At 62.2% G+C, this 15,559-nt stretch carries 17 protein-coding genes; 10 read left to right on the top strand and 7 right to left on the bottom strand.

The annotated features are described in order from the left end of the window. Positions 1-108 precede the first annotated feature (108 nt). Positions 109-2,325: a RelA/SpoT family protein gene (locus GQ59_RS10640; RefSeq protein WP_037080916.1), complete on the top strand. Its 2,217-nt coding sequence runs from the start codon at positions 109-111 to the stop codon at positions 2,323-2,325. 66 nt (positions 2,326-2,391) lie between these two features. Here the strand turns inward: GQ59_RS10640 and GQ59_RS10635 are convergent, their stop codons facing one another. Continuing rightward, positions 2,392-3,870 carry an FAD-dependent oxidoreductase gene (locus GQ59_RS10635; RefSeq protein ID WP_174459611.1) on the bottom strand — a complete coding sequence of 493 codons (1,479 nt, stop codon included), beginning with the start codon at positions 3,868-3,870 and terminating at the stop codon, positions 2,392-2,394. Between the two features lie 183 nt (positions 3,871-4,053). Then, positions 4,054-4,707 carry a glutathione S-transferase family protein gene (locus GQ59_RS10630; protein ID WP_037080914.1) on the bottom strand — a complete coding sequence of 218 codons (654 nt, stop codon included), beginning with the start codon at positions 4,705-4,707 and terminating at the stop codon, positions 4,054-4,056. Between the two features lie 300 nt (positions 4,708-5,007). Here GQ59_RS10630 and GQ59_RS31035 point away from each other — a divergent pair, with 300 nt between their 5' ends. The 7 genes from GQ59_RS31035 to GQ59_RS10600 all read left to right on the top strand — a co-directional run bounded on the left by GQ59_RS31035 (position 5,008) and on the right by GQ59_RS10600 (position 9,567). After that, a complete protein-coding gene (locus tag GQ59_RS31035) occupies positions 5,008-5,163 on the top strand; it encodes a DUF3563 family protein (protein ID WP_084683115.1) in 156 nt (51 codons plus the stop codon). A gap of 227 nt (positions 5,164-5,390) precedes the next feature. After that, on the top strand, positions 5,391-5,951 hold the full coding sequence (locus GQ59_RS10625) for a DUF2062 domain-containing protein (protein WP_037080912.1): 561 nt from the start codon (positions 5,391-5,393) through the stop codon (positions 5,949-5,951). A gap of 40 nt (positions 5,952-5,991) precedes the next feature. Continuing rightward, the gene (gene acpS, locus GQ59_RS10620) at positions 5,992-6,393 is read left to right on the top strand and encodes a holo-ACP synthase (protein WP_037080909.1); all 402 of its coding nucleotides are present in this window, start codon (positions 5,992-5,994) and stop codon (positions 6,391-6,393) included. A gap of 83 nt (positions 6,394-6,476) precedes the next feature. After that, on the top strand, positions 6,477-7,226 hold the full coding sequence (gene lepB / locus GQ59_RS10615; protein ID WP_037080907.1) for a signal peptidase I: 750 nt from the start codon (positions 6,477-6,479) through the stop codon (positions 7,224-7,226). Then, positions 7,223-7,942 (top strand): ribonuclease III, encoded by a 720-nt coding sequence (gene rnc, locus GQ59_RS10610; RefSeq protein WP_037081156.1) that lies wholly within the window; start codon positions 7,223-7,225, stop codon positions 7,940-7,942. Before lepB ends, rnc begins: the two co-directional genes overlap by 4 nt. A 10-nt stretch (positions 7,943-7,952) precedes the next feature. Further along, entirely contained in the window at positions 7,953-8,906 is a 954-nt protein-coding gene (era, locus tag GQ59_RS10605) for a GTPase Era (RefSeq protein WP_037081154.1), read from the top strand. 157 nt (positions 8,907-9,063) lie between these two features. Beyond that, on the top strand, positions 9,064-9,567 hold the full coding sequence (locus GQ59_RS10600) for a PAS domain-containing protein (RefSeq protein WP_037080905.1): 504 nt from the start codon (positions 9,064-9,066) through the stop codon (positions 9,565-9,567). A 9-nt stretch (positions 9,568-9,576) separates the two neighbouring features. On the opposite strand, the gene GQ59_RS10595 is transcribed toward GQ59_RS10600, so the two are convergent. Continuing rightward, the gene (locus GQ59_RS10595; protein WP_051903898.1) at positions 9,577-9,966 is read right to left on the bottom strand and encodes a hypothetical protein; all 390 of its coding nucleotides are present in this window, start codon (positions 9,964-9,966) and stop codon (positions 9,577-9,579) included. Between the two features lie 187 nt (positions 9,967-10,153). Between GQ59_RS10595 and recO the strand changes: the two genes are divergently transcribed. Continuing rightward, a complete protein-coding gene (gene recO / locus GQ59_RS10590) occupies positions 10,154-10,906 on the top strand; it encodes a DNA repair protein RecO (RefSeq protein ID WP_037080904.1) in 753 nt (250 codons plus the stop codon). A 15-nt stretch (positions 10,907-10,921) separates the two neighbouring features. Here recO and GQ59_RS10585 read toward each other — a convergent pair whose 3' ends face one another. From GQ59_RS10585 to GQ59_RS10575, 3 genes are all read right to left on the bottom strand, one after another. Further along, positions 10,922-12,163 (bottom strand): MFS transporter, encoded by a 1,242-nt coding sequence (locus GQ59_RS10585; protein ID WP_037080902.1) that lies wholly within the window; start codon positions 12,161-12,163, stop codon positions 10,922-10,924. Between the two features lie 271 nt (positions 12,164-12,434). Beyond that, positions 12,435-13,334, bottom strand: coding sequence for a DMT family transporter (locus GQ59_RS10580; protein WP_037080900.1), 900 nt, complete (start codon positions 13,332-13,334; stop codon positions 12,435-12,437). A 241-nt stretch (positions 13,335-13,575) separates the two neighbouring features. Continuing rightward, positions 13,576-13,974, bottom strand: a complete 399-nt coding sequence (locus GQ59_RS10575; protein ID WP_037080899.1) for a VOC family protein — start codon at positions 13,972-13,974, stop codon at positions 13,576-13,578. An 87-nt stretch (positions 13,975-14,061) separates the two neighbouring features. Between GQ59_RS10575 and GQ59_RS10570 the strand changes: the two genes are divergently transcribed. Then, positions 14,062-14,769 (top strand): helix-turn-helix transcriptional regulator, encoded by a 708-nt coding sequence (locus tag GQ59_RS10570; protein ID WP_037080898.1) that lies wholly within the window; start codon positions 14,062-14,064, stop codon positions 14,767-14,769. A 65-nt stretch (positions 14,770-14,834) separates the two neighbouring features. On the opposite strand, the gene GQ59_RS10565 is transcribed toward GQ59_RS10570, so the two are convergent. Next, the gene (locus tag GQ59_RS10565; protein ID WP_037081150.1) at positions 14,835-15,452 is read right to left on the bottom strand and encodes a TetR/AcrR family transcriptional regulator; all 618 of its coding nucleotides are present in this window, start codon (positions 15,450-15,452) and stop codon (positions 14,835-14,837) included. Positions 15,453-15,559: the final 107 nt, after the last annotated feature.

Below are 15,559 nucleotides of genomic sequence, written 5' to 3'. Positions count from 1 at the left end.
TTGAATGTTTTATGATGGCTGCGCCAACCTATCCGGTTGGCGCGCCATTTTCTTTTCGTCCGGTGCCCATTCGCAGGCACCGAAGCGGTATCGAGGACATTTTTCAGGATGATGCGGCAATACGAGCTGGTGGAACGGGTTCAGAAGTACAAGCCCGAAGCCAACGAAGCTCTGCTCAACAAGGCCTATGTCTACGCCATGCAGAAGCATGGTCAGCAGAAGCGCGCGAGCGGCGACCCCTATATTTCCCATCCGCTCGAAGTCGCCGCCATCCTCACCGACATGCATCTCGACGAGTCGACGATCGCGGTCGCCCTGTTGCACGACACGATCGAGGATACCACCGCCACCCGCGCCGAGATTGATGAGCTGTTCGGCGAGGATATCGGCCGGCTGGTCGAGGGGTTGACCAAGCTGAAACGGCTCGACCTCGTCTCCAAGAAGGCCAAGCAGGCGGAGAACTTGCGCAAGCTGCTGCTCGCCATTTCCGACGACGTGCGAGTCCTCCTCGTCAAGCTCGCCGACCGCCTGCACAACATGCGCACGCTCGAGCACATGAAGGCCGAGCAGAAGGCGCGCATTTCCGAAGAGACGATGGATATCTATGCGCCGCTTGCCGGCCGCATGGGCATGCAGGACATGCGCGACGAGCTGGAGGAGCTTTCGTTCCGCTACATGAACCCGGAGGCCTACGAAACGGTCACCCAGAGGCTCGCCGATCTCGAGGCTCGCAACGAGGGCCTGATCAAGAAGATCGAGGACGAGCTGCGTGAACTGCTGATCGCCAACGGCCTCAAGGACGCCTTCGTCAAGGGGCGCCAGAAGAAGCCCTATTCGGTGTTCCGCAAGATGCAGTCGAAATCGCTGTCCTTCGAGCAGCTTTCGGATGTCTATGGTTTCCGCATCGTCGTCGCGGACATCCCGTCCTGTTACCGGGCGCTCGGTATCGTCCACACCCGCTGGCGCGTCGTGCCGGGCCGCTTCAAGGACTATATCTCGAACCCGAAGCAGAACGACTACCGCTCCATCCACACGACGATCGTCGGCCCGTCCCGCCAGCGTATCGAACTGCAGATCCGCACCCAGCTGATGCAGGAGATCGCCGAATACGGCATCGCCGCGCATGCGCTCTACAAGGACGGTAGGGGCGGGGAGCTGCTGCCAAAGGAATCCAATGCCTATTCCTGGCTGCGCCACACGATCGAGTCACTGGCCGAGGGCGACAATCCGGAAGAATTCCTGGAACATACCAAGCTCGAACTGTTCCAGGACCAGGTCTTCTGCTTCACGCCGAAGGGCAAGCTGATCGCGCTGCCGCGGGGCGCCACTCCGATCGACTTCGCCTACGCGGTCCACACCAATATCGGCAACACCACCGTCGGCGCCAAGATCAACGGCCGGATCATGCCGCTGGTGACGAGGCTCAACAACGGCGACGAGGTGGAAATCATCCGCTCCGGCGTGCAGGTGCCGCCCGCTGCCTGGGAAGAGATCGTCGTCACCGGCAAGGCGCGCTCGGCAATCCGCCGCGCTACCCGCATGGCGATCCGCAAGCAATATGCCGGCCTCGGCCACCGCATCCTGGAGCGCACCTTCGAGCGCGCCGGCAAGGTCTTTGCCCGCGATACGCTGAAACCGGCTCTGCACCGGCTTGCCCACAAGGATGTCGAGGATGCAATCGCCGCCGTCGGGCGCGGCGAGCTCTCCTCGCTCGACGTGCTGCGCGCGGTCTTTCCGGATTACAAGGATGAACGCGTCACGGTGAAGCCGGCCACCGACGACGGCTGGTTCAACATGCGCAGCGCCTCGGGCATGATCTTCAAGCTGCCGAACCAGCGGCGCGTCTCCCCGGAAGAAATCGAGGCAGGGCCGGATCCGCTGCCGATCCGCGGTCTTTCGGGCAATCTGCAGGTGCGGTTCGCGCCGAGCGGCGCAGTACCCGGCGATCGCATCGTCGGCATCATGGAAAAGGACAAGGGTATCACCATCTACCCGATCCAGGCCTCGGCCCTGCAGCGGTTCGACGACCAGCCGGACAGCTGGATCGACGTGCGCTGGGATTTGGACGAGGCCAACAAGTCCCGCTTCCTCGCCCGCATCGAGGTCAACACGCTCAACGAGCCGGGCACGCTCGCGACCGTCACCCAGACGATTGCCCATCTCGACATCAACATCCGCACGTTGACCATGGGCAGCAACCGCGCCGCCGACTTCTCCGAGATCACCATGGAAGTCGAGGTCTGGGACCTGCGCCAGCTGAACCAGCTGTTGAACCAGATGAAGGATCTCGACTGCGTGGCGAACGTCAAGCGGGTGTACGACTGAGGGGAGGCACTCTTCCTCTTCCCAGCAGGTGGGGAGAAGGAGCCCGAGGCGCTGCCCGCCTGACAATCAGCCCGACACCGTCTCCGCCTGGCTCGCCAGCGGAGCCGCCTCACTTGCATCCCGCACAAACGCCCCCTGGGCGCGCAAGGTCGACTGCAGCTCGGCAATATCCACATCCCGCGGCGCGGCGCCGCGATTGGCCGCAATACCCGCCGCCGCACCCGCAGCCTGGCCTGTCAGCCAGCACTGCGGAATTTCGCGCATGAAGCCGTGGCTGTTCGCATCGCAGGAGATGTGCCGCCCGGCTGCCAGCAGTCCGTCCAGTCTTGCCGGCAAGAGTGCTCCGTAAGGCACGGAAAGAACCGGAAATTTGGGCGACACCGAAGGGCTGACGCCGACTTCGTCGGGCTGGATCGCACCGCCTGCCCACTGGCCCCGTTCGATCCGGGCAGCACCCGCCAGGCGCCGTGTGTGCCGCACGCCGAGCTGCGGCGCGCTGAGCAGCATATAGGCGTCCTTGAACCCCGGTGCATGCTTCTTGAAGAATTCGCAATGCCACTGCATGAACCGGTGCGAGCGGATTTCGACTTCGGTCATGTCGTCGACATTGAGCGCGGAAAGCCCCGATTGCCGAGGCCCGAGGAAGAGCGCGATGTCGTTGCGCCAGGAAACGTAGGGCGTCTGGAAGAACCCGAGCTGGTCGCGTCCGAGCGTATTGAAGTCGGCAAACGCCTGTTCCTGCTCCGATCGGAACGCGAGCCAGGTGGCCATGTCCACGCCGCCGAGCATGAAACCGGTATTCATCGAGTGATGCACGTCACCCTCCTCGATATCGGCCTCGAAACCCGCTCCTGCGCGCGCAAAAACGTCGCCGTCGCCGGTGCAGTCCACCACGACCTTGGCCATGATCCCCTGGCGGCCTTCCTTGCTTTCGAAGATGACGCCCTTTGCCGCGCCGTCCTCGACCACCGGTGTTGCCGCCCAGGAATGGAAGACGATCCGCACGCCCGCCTCGATCAGCATTTCCTGCGAGGTCAGTTTCAGTCTTTCAGGGTCGATCGTCGGCGCCCAGGTGACGATGCCGTGGAAAGCGGACGTGCGCAGCCGCCAGTATTTCGCCAGGTCGGCGTCCCGCTGTCCCCACAGGCTCCTGTCAGGCCCGGCGACGGCTTCAGGGGGAAGACGGCCGAGAACCTCCTCGGCAAATCCGCGAATGACCTGACGCCCGTCCCAGTCGGTCATCCGGTCGATCCAGATCACCACGCCCCCGGTGGAAAGCCCGCCGAGGTGATTGTAGCGCTCCAGCACCACGACCTCCGCGCCGGTTCGCGCAGCGGCGAGCGCTGCGGCGGTTCCGGATGGTCCCCCACCCACGACCAGCACGTCGCAGCGATGATAGACCGGGATATCGCGGGCCTCTTCCCTGAGGAAGCCCTCGCCGTTGCGACGGGGGAAGACATACTGCCCTGATTCAAAAATGTCGGAACTCAGGAAGCGGTTCTCGTTCTGGCGTATCTCCTTCACCGATACGTTGCGATCATTCATGGCATCCTCCTCATTTCCGTCGGCCGTCGCGCCCGACAAGTCCGAGGAGGATTTAGCCAAGGAAAAGGCTGCTCGGAAAGACACCAATCCGCCGATAGAGCTTTCTCGATTCAGGCGAGAATCGGCCCCGTCGAGCGGGCGAAGGACCCCGGTTGAAGGCGTCGAACCCGGAGCCGACCGTGGTCAACCGGCCGATGCGGCCGTGAAAACAGCCAACTGGGCGGCGAAAGCACGCTTGTATGCAGGCCGCGCTTCGCCGCGGACGACATAGGCGGAGAGGTTCGGATAGTCGTCCAGGATATCCGATGACGCTTTCAACCTGATGAGCACCGACACCATCAGAAGGTCGCCGGCACTGAATTCGCCATCGAGCCAGTCGGCGCTGCCAAGGTGGCGGGAAAGATCGGCCAGCCGTGTCCGGATGGTGTCGTCGAGGGCGCGCAGACGCTTCTCGTACCAGGGCTCGTCGCGCTCGAGAATCCTGGCGAGGCTGCGGTCGAAGATCGGCGGCTCCACGGTGTTGAGCGCGGCAAACATCCATGCGATCGCCCGCGCCCGGGCATTCGCATCGTCCGGCAGCAGGCATCCGTGGCGTTCCGCGATATGGAGCACGATCGCTCCCGACTCGAAGAGTGCGAGGTCGCCTTCCTCATAGGTCGGAATCTGCCCGAAAGGCTGAATCGCCAGATGCGCGGGTTCCTTTATCGCCTTGAACGAAACGAGGCGAACCTCGTAAGGTTGTCCCGCTTCCTCGAGCGCCCAGCGAACGCGCATGTCGCGTGCCAGCCCTCTGCCGCGGTCGGGTGATCGTTCGAAGGCGGTAATCGTAATGGTCATCGTCGTCCTCCATGGCTTGTCCGTCTTGAAGACGGCCCGCTAAACGAGATTCCGACATGTTTGCCCGAAATAATGCCTGCGATCATACCAAACACGCTCGAAAGCGCACGGTCTCTCTGCATGAGAGGAGGCTTCTCCGCCTGGTGTAACCGGCAAACTCGGGCGTTCGCCCATTTCCTGCGCATCCCGATTAACCTGCCATGCTTCCCACGCAAGGCTGCCCGGCGGTTGCTGCGTTGGTAAAGCATGATGTGGCGACTTATATTGCTGCAGTGCAATATTAGAAAGAAAGAAGGCATCATGTTTAACTCAGTACGCAAGTTCGCCCGCGCTTTCCGCGTCCCCACCACCCAGGACCGTGAAGTCGCTTACCTGAACGAAGCAAACGACCGGATCGACCTCGAATACCGCATGCGTCAGATCGACCGCGGCATGTTCCGCAAGTCGTCCTTCTAAGCGATACGCTCCGATCAGCCACCCGTTCGCGTGGAAATGACGCCGCGCGGCTGTTGCAGGTCTTACCGCGTCGATGCTACCGGTGACCGAATCACCTCTGCGAAAGCCGCTCTTATGCAGGGCCGGCCAATTTTCGCCATCATCTTCGGCTTGGGCTAAAGCCCGTTCGACCGAAGATTCCCGCAGCTGACGGATGAATATCCCGCTGCCGAACCAGATGCGCACTCATGCCGTTTCGCCGCCGTACACCGCTTGGAATTCGTCAAAGACTGCGCCGTGCCGTCCTGCCTCCCAAGGGCTTTCGCCGCGTCCTCGAATATTATCGCCTCAAGGTGATGCGCATCGGCGGTTCGCCGCATGCGGTTGCGGCGGGGCTTGCGATCGGTGTCGTCAGCGCCTGGACACCGTTTCTCGGCCTCCACATCCTGCTTGCGATCCCGCTTGCCTATCTCTTCGGCGGCAGCATGATCGCCGCGGCGCTCGGCACCACCTTCGCCAATCCCATCACCTGTCCGATCATCTGGCCGCTCACCTGGAAGCTCGGCGAGACGATGCTTGGCCACGACGCCGCGGGTCATGACAGTCTCGATCTCAGCAGGTTGTTTCACCACCTCGATGTCTCGCAACTCTGGCGGCCGATCCTGGAGCCGATGCTGATCGGTTCCCTGCCGCCCGGCATCCTGTGCGGCTTGGTTTTTTATGCCGTCACTTATCTGGGCGTGCGCAGTTTCCGCAACCGGCGGCTGGAACGCTTGACGGCGCGGGCCGGAGCACTCAAGTCAGTATAGGACTGACGAGAACCGGCCGGGGCGCCGCGAGGAAGATTTCATGATCATCGGCATGGGTAGTGACCTCATCGACATAAGACGCGTGGAGAAATCGATCGAACGGTTCGGGGAGCGTTTCACCCATCGCTGTTTCACCGAGATCGAGCGGGCGAAATCCGACCGCCGCCAGAACCGGGCGGCCTCCTATGCCAAGCGTTTCGCCGCCAAGGAGGCGTGCTCCAAGGCGCTCGGCACCGGCATCGCGCACGGCGTGTTCTGGAAGGATATGGGGGTCGTCAATCTGCCCGGCGGGCGGCCCACCATGGTGCTTACCAATGGCGCCGCCGAACGTCTCGCGAGCATGATGCCGGCAGGCCATGAAGCGGTTATTCACATCACCATCACCGACGAATACCCTTATGCGCAGGCCTTTGTGGTGATCGAAGCGCGCCTCGCGGCCTAATCGACCATTGCCGCCGCTTTGCGAAGGGTTTAGAGAACGCAAAACCGCTGGCAACAGCCGAGCCGAACAGAAAGACGTCAAACGTGTCCGACAAAGCCGAGACCAAGTCGCAGAACAGCCTCTGGGAAAACATCAAGGTCATCATCCAGGCTCTCCTGCTGGCAATGGTGATCCGCACCGTGCTGTTCCAGCCCTTCACCATCCCGTCCGGCTCTATGATGCCGTCCCTGCTCGTCGGCGACTATATCTTCGTCAACAAGTTCGCCTACGGATATTCGAAATATTCGCTGCCGTTCTCGCCCAACCTGTTCTCCGGCCGTATCCTGGAATTCAGCGAACCCAAGCGCGGCGACGTCATCGTCTTCCGCCTGCCGAGCCATCCGGACATCGACTATATCAAGCGCCTGATCGGCCTGCCGGGCGACCGCGTCCAGGTTACGAATGGCGTATTGTTCCTGAACGGCAAACCGGTTCCCAAACAGGGCGACGGCACCTTCACCTCCGATTACAGCCTCGATCCGGGCACCGACGTGCCGGTTTTCCGCGAAACGCTCGACAACGGCGTCACCTATGACACGCTCGACCATTCGCCGGTTTCGCGCGGCGACAACACCCAGGAATTCGTCGTCCCGGCCGGCCACTATTTCTTCATGGGCGACAACCGCGACAACTCGCTCGACAGCCGTTTCGACGTGGGTTACGTGCCCGCCGAGAACCTGGTCGGCCGCGCCAGCGTCATCTTCTTCTCGCTCGGCAACGACACCTCGTTCCGTGAAATCTGGAAATGGCCGGCGAACATGCGCTGGGATCGGATTTTCAAGGTCGTTCGGTGATGAAGTCGAAGACGCTTTCGGCGGAGGAACGCGGTCAGCTTGAAAAAGCCATAGGTCATGAATTCGCCGACAAGCAATGGCTCGACCGGGCGCTTACCCATGCGAGCACCGGGTCGGCCAAGAGCGCGAACTACGAACGGCTGGAATTCCTGGGCGACCGCGTGCTCGGCCTCTGTGTCGCCGAACTGCTGTTCAAGACGTTCCGCACCGCCGCCGAAGGAGAGCTTTCCGTACGTCTGAACCAGCTGGTCAGTGCCGACAGCTGCGCTTTGGTCGCCGACGAACTCGAGCTGCATCGGTTCATCCGTACCGGCGCCGACGTCAAGAAGCTGACCGGCAAGCGGATGATGAACGTGCGCGCCGACGTGGTCGAAAGCCTGATTGCCGCCCTCTATCTGGATGGTGGGCTGGAAGCCGCCCGCGGCTTCATCATCAGGTACTGGGAAGGCCGCGCCACCCGCGCAGACGGCGCGCGGCGCGATGCCAAGACCGAGCTGCAGGAGTGGGCGCACGCGAAATTCGGCCTGACCCCCGCCTACCGGGTGGACGAACGGTCCGGCCCGGATCATGATCCACGCTTCACGGTGACGGTTGACGTTCCGGGCGTGGCGCCGGAGACCGGCGTGGACCGTTCCAAGCGCGCCGCCGAACAGGTGGCCGCCACCAAGATGCTCGAACGCGAAGGCGTGTGGCAGAAACCCTCTGCCGAACAATGAATTGGACACCATGACCGAGAACGACAACAATACCGGTGAAGAGAACGCAGCCGGCCAGACATCCGCCGGTGCAACCCATTCCGGCTTCGTGGCGCTGATCGGCCCGACCAATGCCGGCAAATCGACGCTTCTCAACCGGCTCGTCGGCGCCAAGGTCTCGATCGTCAGCCACAAGGTGCAGACGACGCGCGCCATCGTGCGCGGCATCGCCATCCACAACAACGCCCAGATCGTCTTCATGGATACGCCCGGCATCTTCAAGCCGCGCCGCCGGCTGGACCGCGCCATGGTGACGTCGGCCTGGGGCGGCGCCAAGGATGCCGACCTGATCCTTCTCCTGATCGACAGCGAACGCGGCATCCGCGGCGACGCCGAGGCGATCCTCGAAGGCCTCAAGGACGTCCACCAGCCGAAGATCCTGGTCCTGAACAAGATCGACCGCGTCCGCCACGAAGACCTGCTGAAGCTCACCGCCACGGCCAACGAAGCCGTGCCGTTCGAGCGCACCTTCATGGTGTCGGCGACCACCGGTTCCGGCTGCGACGACCTGATGGATTATCTGGCCGACAAGCTGCCGGAAGGTCCCTGGTATTATCCGGAGGACCAGATCTCCGACCTGCCGATGCGTCAGCTGGCGGCCGAGATCACCCGCGAAAAACTCTTCCTGCGCCTCCACCAGGAACTCCCCTATGCCAGCCATGTCGAGACGGAGAAGTGGGAGGAACGCAAGGACGGTTCGGTGCGCATCGAACAGGTGATCTACGTGGAGCGTGACAGCCAGAAGAAGATCGCACTCGGCAAGAATGGCGACGCCATCAAGGCGATCTCCACCGCTTCCCGCAAGGAGCTCGCAGAGATCCTCGAGCAGCCGGTCCACCTCTTCCTGTTCGTCAAGGTCCGCGAGAACTGGGGCGACGATCCGGAACGTTTCCGCGAAATGGGACTGGAATTTCCGAAGTCCTGAGCACTGCCATATCCGCCTAAGCCGCATGGCGGCGTCAATTCCTCCGAGCGTTACCTGGGGACGGAACCAGGTAGCGGTTTTTATCCATCATTATAATGACTTGCTAACGTAGAGCCGAACATTCAATTTATCGGCAAAGTGGCACGGAGAGTCATGAATGTCGGACTTCGGATCGGGAGAGGAAGACACGGGCCCGGATGATCCGAATTCTCTCGGATTCTACAGTTGGATCGTACCGGAAAACAAGGTGTATGGCGACCAGGTGATCGCCGACATATTCGGCGTTTCCGAAGAGGAACTGGCCGCTGGCGCCCCCATCGAGAAGGTCATCCGCTACGTCAACGAGGGCGACAGGCAACGGGTCGCAAAGGCGATCCACGATGCGATCGTCAGCGGTGGCGCCTACCGGGAAAACTACCGCCTGACCCATCCGGACGGCCGCCGGATCGAAGTCACCGCGAATGGCCGTTGTCTGCGGGATTCCGAGGGCGTCCCGTATATTTATTCCGGCACCGTCGCCATCCAGTCCGCGGCCGCGGCGGTTGCCGCGACCGATCCTCTGGAACGCCATTGCCGCGCCGCTCTCTGGCTCGCCACCAAACGCCGCCAGGTGCTTGCCGCACGTTATCTCACCTCGGCGCTCAACGTGCTCGGCAAATAGGCCTGCGCGTCACTTCTGCCGGTCCATCAGCGCCTTGACTTCCAGGTAGCGGCGGCGGTTGTCCTGGTCCTGCTCGTTGGGTCCGTAGCAGGTGTCGGAAATGCAGAAGCGCTGCAGCCGGAAGGGCGGCTGTCCCTTGTCGAACTCGCACTCGATCTGGTTGGTGAAATCGGTTGGCTTGGCGTCCTCGCGGGTTGAATAGGTAAGCCGCGCGCCAGGTGGATCCAGTTCCGGGAAGGACTGGACGATGCCCGTCTTGATCGACGGCACCAGCAGGAAATTTTTGGCGACGGTGATGCAGGCCTGCTCGAGCTGCTGCGATTGCGCGGCGGCCGGCGAGGAGAAAAGGGTGGCGGGCGTGGCGGCCAGAAGGGCGGCGGCGAAGAGGGCGTATTTCATGAAGACTCCCAAGGGTCATATTGGCGTGGCGAATTTTCGCACAGGAATCCAAATGGAGGCCGATTTGTTCCAGGCAAGCCCAGGGAACCTGCATCTTTGCCGCAGAGCGGCAAAAGCAGAAACCGATTCAGTCCGAATGACTTATGCTCTATTGTTGAATCGGCTCGAAAGGAGCTTGAACAGATACATGCAGTGGCAGGACGAAGCGATCATCATAGGCGTCAAGCGCCACGGCGAGACGAGCGTCATCGCCGAGCTGATGACCCGTGACCGCGGAAGGCATCTGGGCCTTGTCCGCTCCGGCCGTTCGCGGGCGATGCAGCCGGTGCTGCAGCCCGGGAACCGGGTGGAAGTGGTCTGGCGCGCGCGGCTCGACGAACATCTCGGCGAGTTCAAGCTGGAACCGATCCGATTGCGCGCCGCCAAGCTGATGGAGACGGCGACCGCCGTCTACGGCGTTCAGGCGATGGGCGCGCTGCTGCGCCTGCTGCCCGAGCGCGACCCGCACCCGCATCTCTTCGATGCGCTGGACATCATCCTCGATGCCTTCGACGATCCGTCCGATGCCGGCGAGCTTTTCGTGCGTTTCGAGCTCGCGGTTCTGAACGACCTCGGTTTCGGCCTCGACCTCACGGAATGCGCGGCGACCGGCGGACGGGAAAACCTCGTCTACGTCTCGCCGAAAAGCGGCCGCGCCGTTTCCCGCGAGGCCGGCACGCCCTATGCCGACCGCATGCTGGCCCTGCCTGGCTTCCTCGGAGAAGGCGCCGCTTCGGTCGCCGACCGCGACAGCATGGCGGAAGCCTTCCGGCTTACCGGCTATTTCCTGCACCGCCACGTCTACGAACCCCGGGGGCTGACGGAAAACGCCGCCCGCGACGGTTTCGTCCAGGCGGCGCTCAAGGCGCTTTCGAAGGATGCGGAACGCCAAGCCAGCTAACGGCTTGGCCGGCCGCTACTCCGCCGGCTGCAATACCCCCCGGTCCACCGGCTTTTCCTGTATCGGCCAATGTACGGCGGCGGCAAAAATGCCGAGAGCCACGCCGAGCCACCAGACCGGATCGTAGGAGCCGAAACGGTCGTAGAGATAACCGCCCATCCACACGCCGAGGAACGAGCCGACCTGGTGCGACAGGAAGACGAGGCCGCCCAGGAGCCCCAGATGGCGCGTGCCGAACATGATGGCGACGAGCCCGTTGGTCGGCGGCACGGTGGAAAGCCAGAGCAGTCCCATGACGATCGCGAACACGATCACCGAGACCGGTGTTTGCGGCAAGATGAGGAAGGCCGTCACCGCGATCGACCGGGCGATATAGATATAGGCGAGGAAATAGGGCTTCGAATAGCGCTGGCCGATAAAGCCCGCGCCGAGCGAGCCGATGATGTTGAAGAAGCCGATCAGCGCCATGGCGATCACCGCGTAAGCGGGCGCGATGCCGATATCCCCGAGATAGGCCGGGAAATGCGCGGTGATGAAGGCGACCTGGAAGCCGCAGACGAAGAACCCGGCGGTCAGGAGCAGGTAGCTCTGATGAGCGAAGGCTTCCTTCAGGGCCGCACCTACCGATTGCTGGAACTGGCTGTGCGACTGGCTTCCCGAGCTTGCATTGCCGCGCAGCGGAAAGGCGAGCAGCGGCACGATCAGCATCAGCACCGACAGATAGACCAGGCTGTCGGACCAGCCGAAATTGCTGATCAGCGCCTGGCTCAGCGGCGCAAACAGGAACATGCCGGCCGAGCCTGCGGCAGTGCCGATGCCGAACGCCATCGAGCGCTGCTCCGGGGTCACGTTGCGGGCAAAGGCCGAGAGGATGACGCTGAAGGAGCCGGCGGCGATCGCCAGGCCGATCAGCACGCCGCCGCCGATATGCAGCCAGATCGGCGCATTGGCATTGGCCATGATGATGAGGCCGGCGGCATAGAGCACGCCCGACATGGTGAGGACGCGGCCTGTGCCGTATTTGTCGGCAAGCGCCCCGAAGAAGGGCTGGCCGAGCCCCCAGGCAAGGTTCTGGATCGCCATGGCGAGCCCGAAGGTGGACCGGTCCCAGCCGGTGTCGACGAGCATCGGAAGCTGGAAGAAGCCCATGGCCGAGCGCGGACCGAAGGTCAGCATGGCGATCAGGGCGCCGGCGACGATGATCAGCCAGGGCATGGAAGCCGGCCTCCGCGCGGATGGCGATGCAGACGTGGGCATGCGATTCCTCCTCGAAAACAAGAAGAAACCATATCGCGTGCGCCGCTGTTCTTAAAACAACTTTTCCTCAATCAATCCATCACCGTGATTGATGCGGCCCATGCACTTGCGAAAACCGTGCAGCTTGCGATGGGCAGGGCGTCGCAGACGAGGGAAGAGGGCGCGGCAGTCTTGACCCTCCCCCTTGTGGGGAGGGTGGCGGGCAGGCGGGAGGGGTCTTATGAAGACAGAAAACCCGTCCCCACAAGGGGGAGGGGCTCCACGCGCGCCCTTACGGCGTGCCCGGCGGATCGATCACCGGCGGCGCGGCGCGGCCGAGTCGGGCCTCGCGCCAGATGGTGAAGATGCCGGCGCCGATGACGATTGCGACGCCGAGGATCATGTTGGCGGTCATCACCTCGCCGAACACGAAGACGCCGATCAGGCAGACAAAGACCGACTGGATATAGGACATCGGCTGCACGACCACCGCGTCGAGCAGGTTGAAGGCGCGGATCAGAAGGTAATGCCCGCTGATGCCGGTAATGCAGAGCACCAGCATCCACAGCCAGTCGGTGGGCGTGACCTGCGTCCAGTAGAACGGGCCGACGATGGTGATCGTCACCGCGCCGACGATGCCGGTATAGAAAAAGGCCGTGTCGGAGGTATCTGTGCGGCTGGCAAGCCGGGTCATGACCGAATAGAGTCCGAACATCAGCGTCGCGACCATCGGAATGACGATCCGGATGTCGAAGGTGGCGTTAAGCGGGTTGACGATCAAAAGGATGCCGACAAAGCCGATGCCGATCGCCGTCCACCGCCGCCAGCCGACCTTTTCGCCGAGAAACGGCACCGAAAGACAGGCGACCACCAGCGGCGTCGCCGCAAACATCGTGTGGCTGGCCGCGAGCCCGACATGCGAGAAGGAGAAGATCGAGATGACGATCTGCACCGCCAGCAGCGCGCCGCGGGCAGCCTGCAGCCAGGGCCGGCGGGCATTGGCCGCGACCTTCACCCCGCCGGCCGAGCGGCTGGCCAGCGCAAGCGCAAAGCCCGCGAACGCCCAGTAGCGGATCATGGTGATGAAGATCGGCGGATAGGCGCTGCCCAGATGTTTGGAAATCCCGTCCTGCATCGAAAAGATCGTCACCGCCGCGAAGGCGCAGATGAGGCCGGTGGACCGAGGAGTCATGAAGGCAGTCTCTTTCGACAAACCGCCCGAAAACCCGGCCGGCGCATGAGGATCACGCAGCGTATGGTGATGACCCCGTTGTGACCGTTCGGCAAGGGGCCGGACAACCTGCTTTTGAGAATAGCTGCCATGCGTGGGGCGGGGGAGTGGGGTGGTTGGGCCGCGGTGGCGGCTTTGCGCCAATTGCAGTCATATGCGAGCGGCGCCTGGCCGGGCTCCGCTCGCGGATTTTGTCAGACCATCAGCGACCGCCAAAGCGCCGTCTGGCCGCCTGGGTAACCGGAGTATACAGAGCGACGCGGGTCCCTTCAGGGTCAGAGAACTGGACGGTTCGGTTTCCCCAAGGCAGGTCCTTTGGCTCATGCACCACCTCTACGTGGTCTTTCAGTCGTGCGAACTCCGCGTCTACGTCCTGTACCATGAACTCCAGAATAGCCGTTCTATTTGCGCAAGGTTCCGCACTTCCCTCTCTGAAAAGGGCAACAGTCTCAGCGCTGCCTATAGCCAAGGCTGCACCCGGCGTTACGATTTCGGCGAAGACGGGAGCAAGCCATTCTGCATTAAAGCCCGTCAGCAGTTCGTAGAAGGCGACCATCTTCTTGATGTCGGCGGCAACGAGGCGGGTGGATGCAAGTTTCATGATTTTTCCTTGTTGGGTGACGATCTCTTTCTCTGCTTCTGTGACACAGTCGTCCTGACAGCGTTGTGGCAGCAGGAGTCAGCAGCTATGCGAAAAGCGGATCGGTTATTTCAGATCATACAAATCCTGCGACGGTCGCACCGCCCGGTCACATCAGCGCAGCTTGCGGATGAGCTGGAGGTTTCGCAAAGAACGATCTACCGCGACCTCGCACATCTAATCAGTCAGCGCGTTCCCATCGAAGGTGAGGCAGGGTTTGGCTACCTCCTAGATTCGCGATTTGACATGCCTCCATTGATGCTGACTCCAGAGGAGATCGAGGCCGTCTTGCTCGGTGTTCAGATGGTGGGAAAGTTGGGTGACCCCGCGATCACGAACGCCGCCAGGGATGTCATCGCAAAGATTGGATCCATCCTCCCGAACCACCTAGTTCCCTTTATGGCCGATCCTGCAGTCGGTCTGAAACCCATTGAGACTGCTCACGACCTAACGTTCGATAGCCGACCAACCAGGCAGGCGATCAGGGAGGGCCGAAAGATTCAGCTCGATTATTGCGCAGCCAATGGCGAGGTCACTCACCGTATCATCTGGCCCGTGCTTCTGGGCTATGAAGATGGACACTGTCTGTTGATTGCATGGTGTGAAACAAGGCAAGCCTTTCGACATTTTCGCACAGAACGCATCCTCAATCTGCAGGTTCTCGAACAGACGGTAGGCATTGCTCGGCTAAAGTTGAGACAGCAATGGCTTCGATGGCGTGAAAATGAGCTTTCGCGGTCGCGTCCCACTTTATGACCGTTTCGGGCCGAAAGCGGACGAAGGCTCTTCTAAGGCCCAACCAACGCCGCATCGCCCCACACTCACCGCTCCACCAACAACCCCGAAACCAGCGTTAGAAACACCTCCACCGCCTTCTTCGACACCGTGTCCGGGTCTTGCGCATTGGCAATCCAAAGTGCGGCGCTCAGCGTCGCGCCGTTGACGAGGCGGGCGGTGGCTTCGGCGTCGACGGGGCGGATGGTGCCCTGGTCGATGAGCTTCTGAAGGCTGGCGGTCGTCGTGCGAATGCAGGCGCTCTGGTTCGGCCATTGCGACGGGTCGCCAAGCACCGCTGGGCCGTCGAGCAGCATGATGCGCTGGATCTCCGGCTCCAGGGACATCTCGATAAAGGCGACGCATTCGTCGACGAAAGCCTGCCAGGGCGTCTCGGCCCTTGATGAGATGGCGGCGAGCCGGTCGGACATCTCCGCGTCCATCTGCATGATCACGGCCATCAGCAGGCCCTTCTTGTCGCCGAAATGGTGGTAGAGCGCCCCGCGCGTCAGCCCGGCGCCGGCGGTGAAATCGTCCATCGAGGCCTCCGCATAACCTTGGTGCGCAAAGGCGCGCCTTGCGGCGGCGATCAGCTTGGCCTTCGTTTCGGCGATCATTTCCTTGCGCGGCCTGGCTGCGCTCTTCACGCCCGTGCCGGGAGTCATCTCGGTGACGATCTTGTCTGCGATTTTCTCTGCCATGCGGACTCCGGATTATTCGCATACGCACCGTATGCGAATTGACATACGAAACGTATGCGGCTATTTACCTT

This window comes from Neorhizobium vignae (assembly GCF_000732195.1).
Taxonomy (GTDB): Bacteria; Pseudomonadota; Alphaproteobacteria; order Rhizobiales; family Rhizobiaceae; genus Neorhizobium; species Neorhizobium vignae.
The sequence above is the reverse complement of the archived record's forward strand: the minus strand, read 5'-3'. Positions and strand labels throughout refer to the sequence as shown.

Coding starts and splice junctions, on each gene's coding strand:
- GQ59_RS10640 (WP_037080916.1), top strand. CDS start 109: ATGATGCGGCAATACGAGCTGGTGGAACGGGTTCAGAAGTACAAGCCC.
- GQ59_RS10635 (WP_174459611.1), bottom strand. CDS start 3,870: ATGAATGATCGCAACGTATCGGTGAAGGAGATACGCCAGAACGAGAAC.
- GQ59_RS10630 (WP_037080914.1), bottom strand. CDS start 4,707: ATGACCATTACGATTACCGCCTTCGAACGATCACCCGACCGCGGCAGA.
- GQ59_RS31035 (WP_084683115.1), top strand. CDS start 5,008: ATGTTTAACTCAGTACGCAAGTTCGCCCGCGCTTTCCGCGTCCCCACC.
- GQ59_RS10625 (WP_037080912.1), top strand. CDS start 5,391: ATGCCGTTTCGCCGCCGTACACCGCTTGGAATTCGTCAAAGACTGCGC.
- acpS (WP_037080909.1), top strand. CDS start 5,992: ATGATCATCGGCATGGGTAGTGACCTCATCGACATAAGACGCGTGGAG.
- era (WP_037081154.1), top strand. CDS start 7,953: ATGACCGAGAACGACAACAATACCGGTGAAGAGAACGCAGCCGGCCAG.
- GQ59_RS10600 (WP_037080905.1), top strand. CDS start 9,064: ATGTCGGACTTCGGATCGGGAGAGGAAGACACGGGCCCGGATGATCCG.
- GQ59_RS10595 (WP_051903898.1), bottom strand. CDS start 9,966: ATGAAATACGCCCTCTTCGCCGCCGCCCTTCTGGCCGCCACGCCCGCC.
- recO (WP_037080904.1), top strand. CDS start 10,154: ATGCAGTGGCAGGACGAAGCGATCATCATAGGCGTCAAGCGCCACGGC.
- GQ59_RS10585 (WP_037080902.1), bottom strand. CDS start 12,163: ATGCCCACGTCTGCATCGCCATCCGCGCGGAGGCCGGCTTCCATGCCC.
- GQ59_RS10580 (WP_037080900.1), bottom strand. CDS start 13,334: ATGACTCCTCGGTCCACCGGCCTCATCTGCGCCTTCGCGGCGGTGACG.
- GQ59_RS10575 (WP_037080899.1), bottom strand. CDS start 13,974: ATGAAACTTGCATCCACCCGCCTCGTTGCCGCCGACATCAAGAAGATG.
- GQ59_RS10570 (WP_037080898.1), top strand. CDS start 14,062: ATGCGAAAAGCGGATCGGTTATTTCAGATCATACAAATCCTGCGACGG.
- GQ59_RS10565 (WP_037081150.1), bottom strand. CDS start 15,452: ATGACTCCCGGCACGGGCGTGAAGAGCGCAGCCAGGCCGCGCAAGGAA.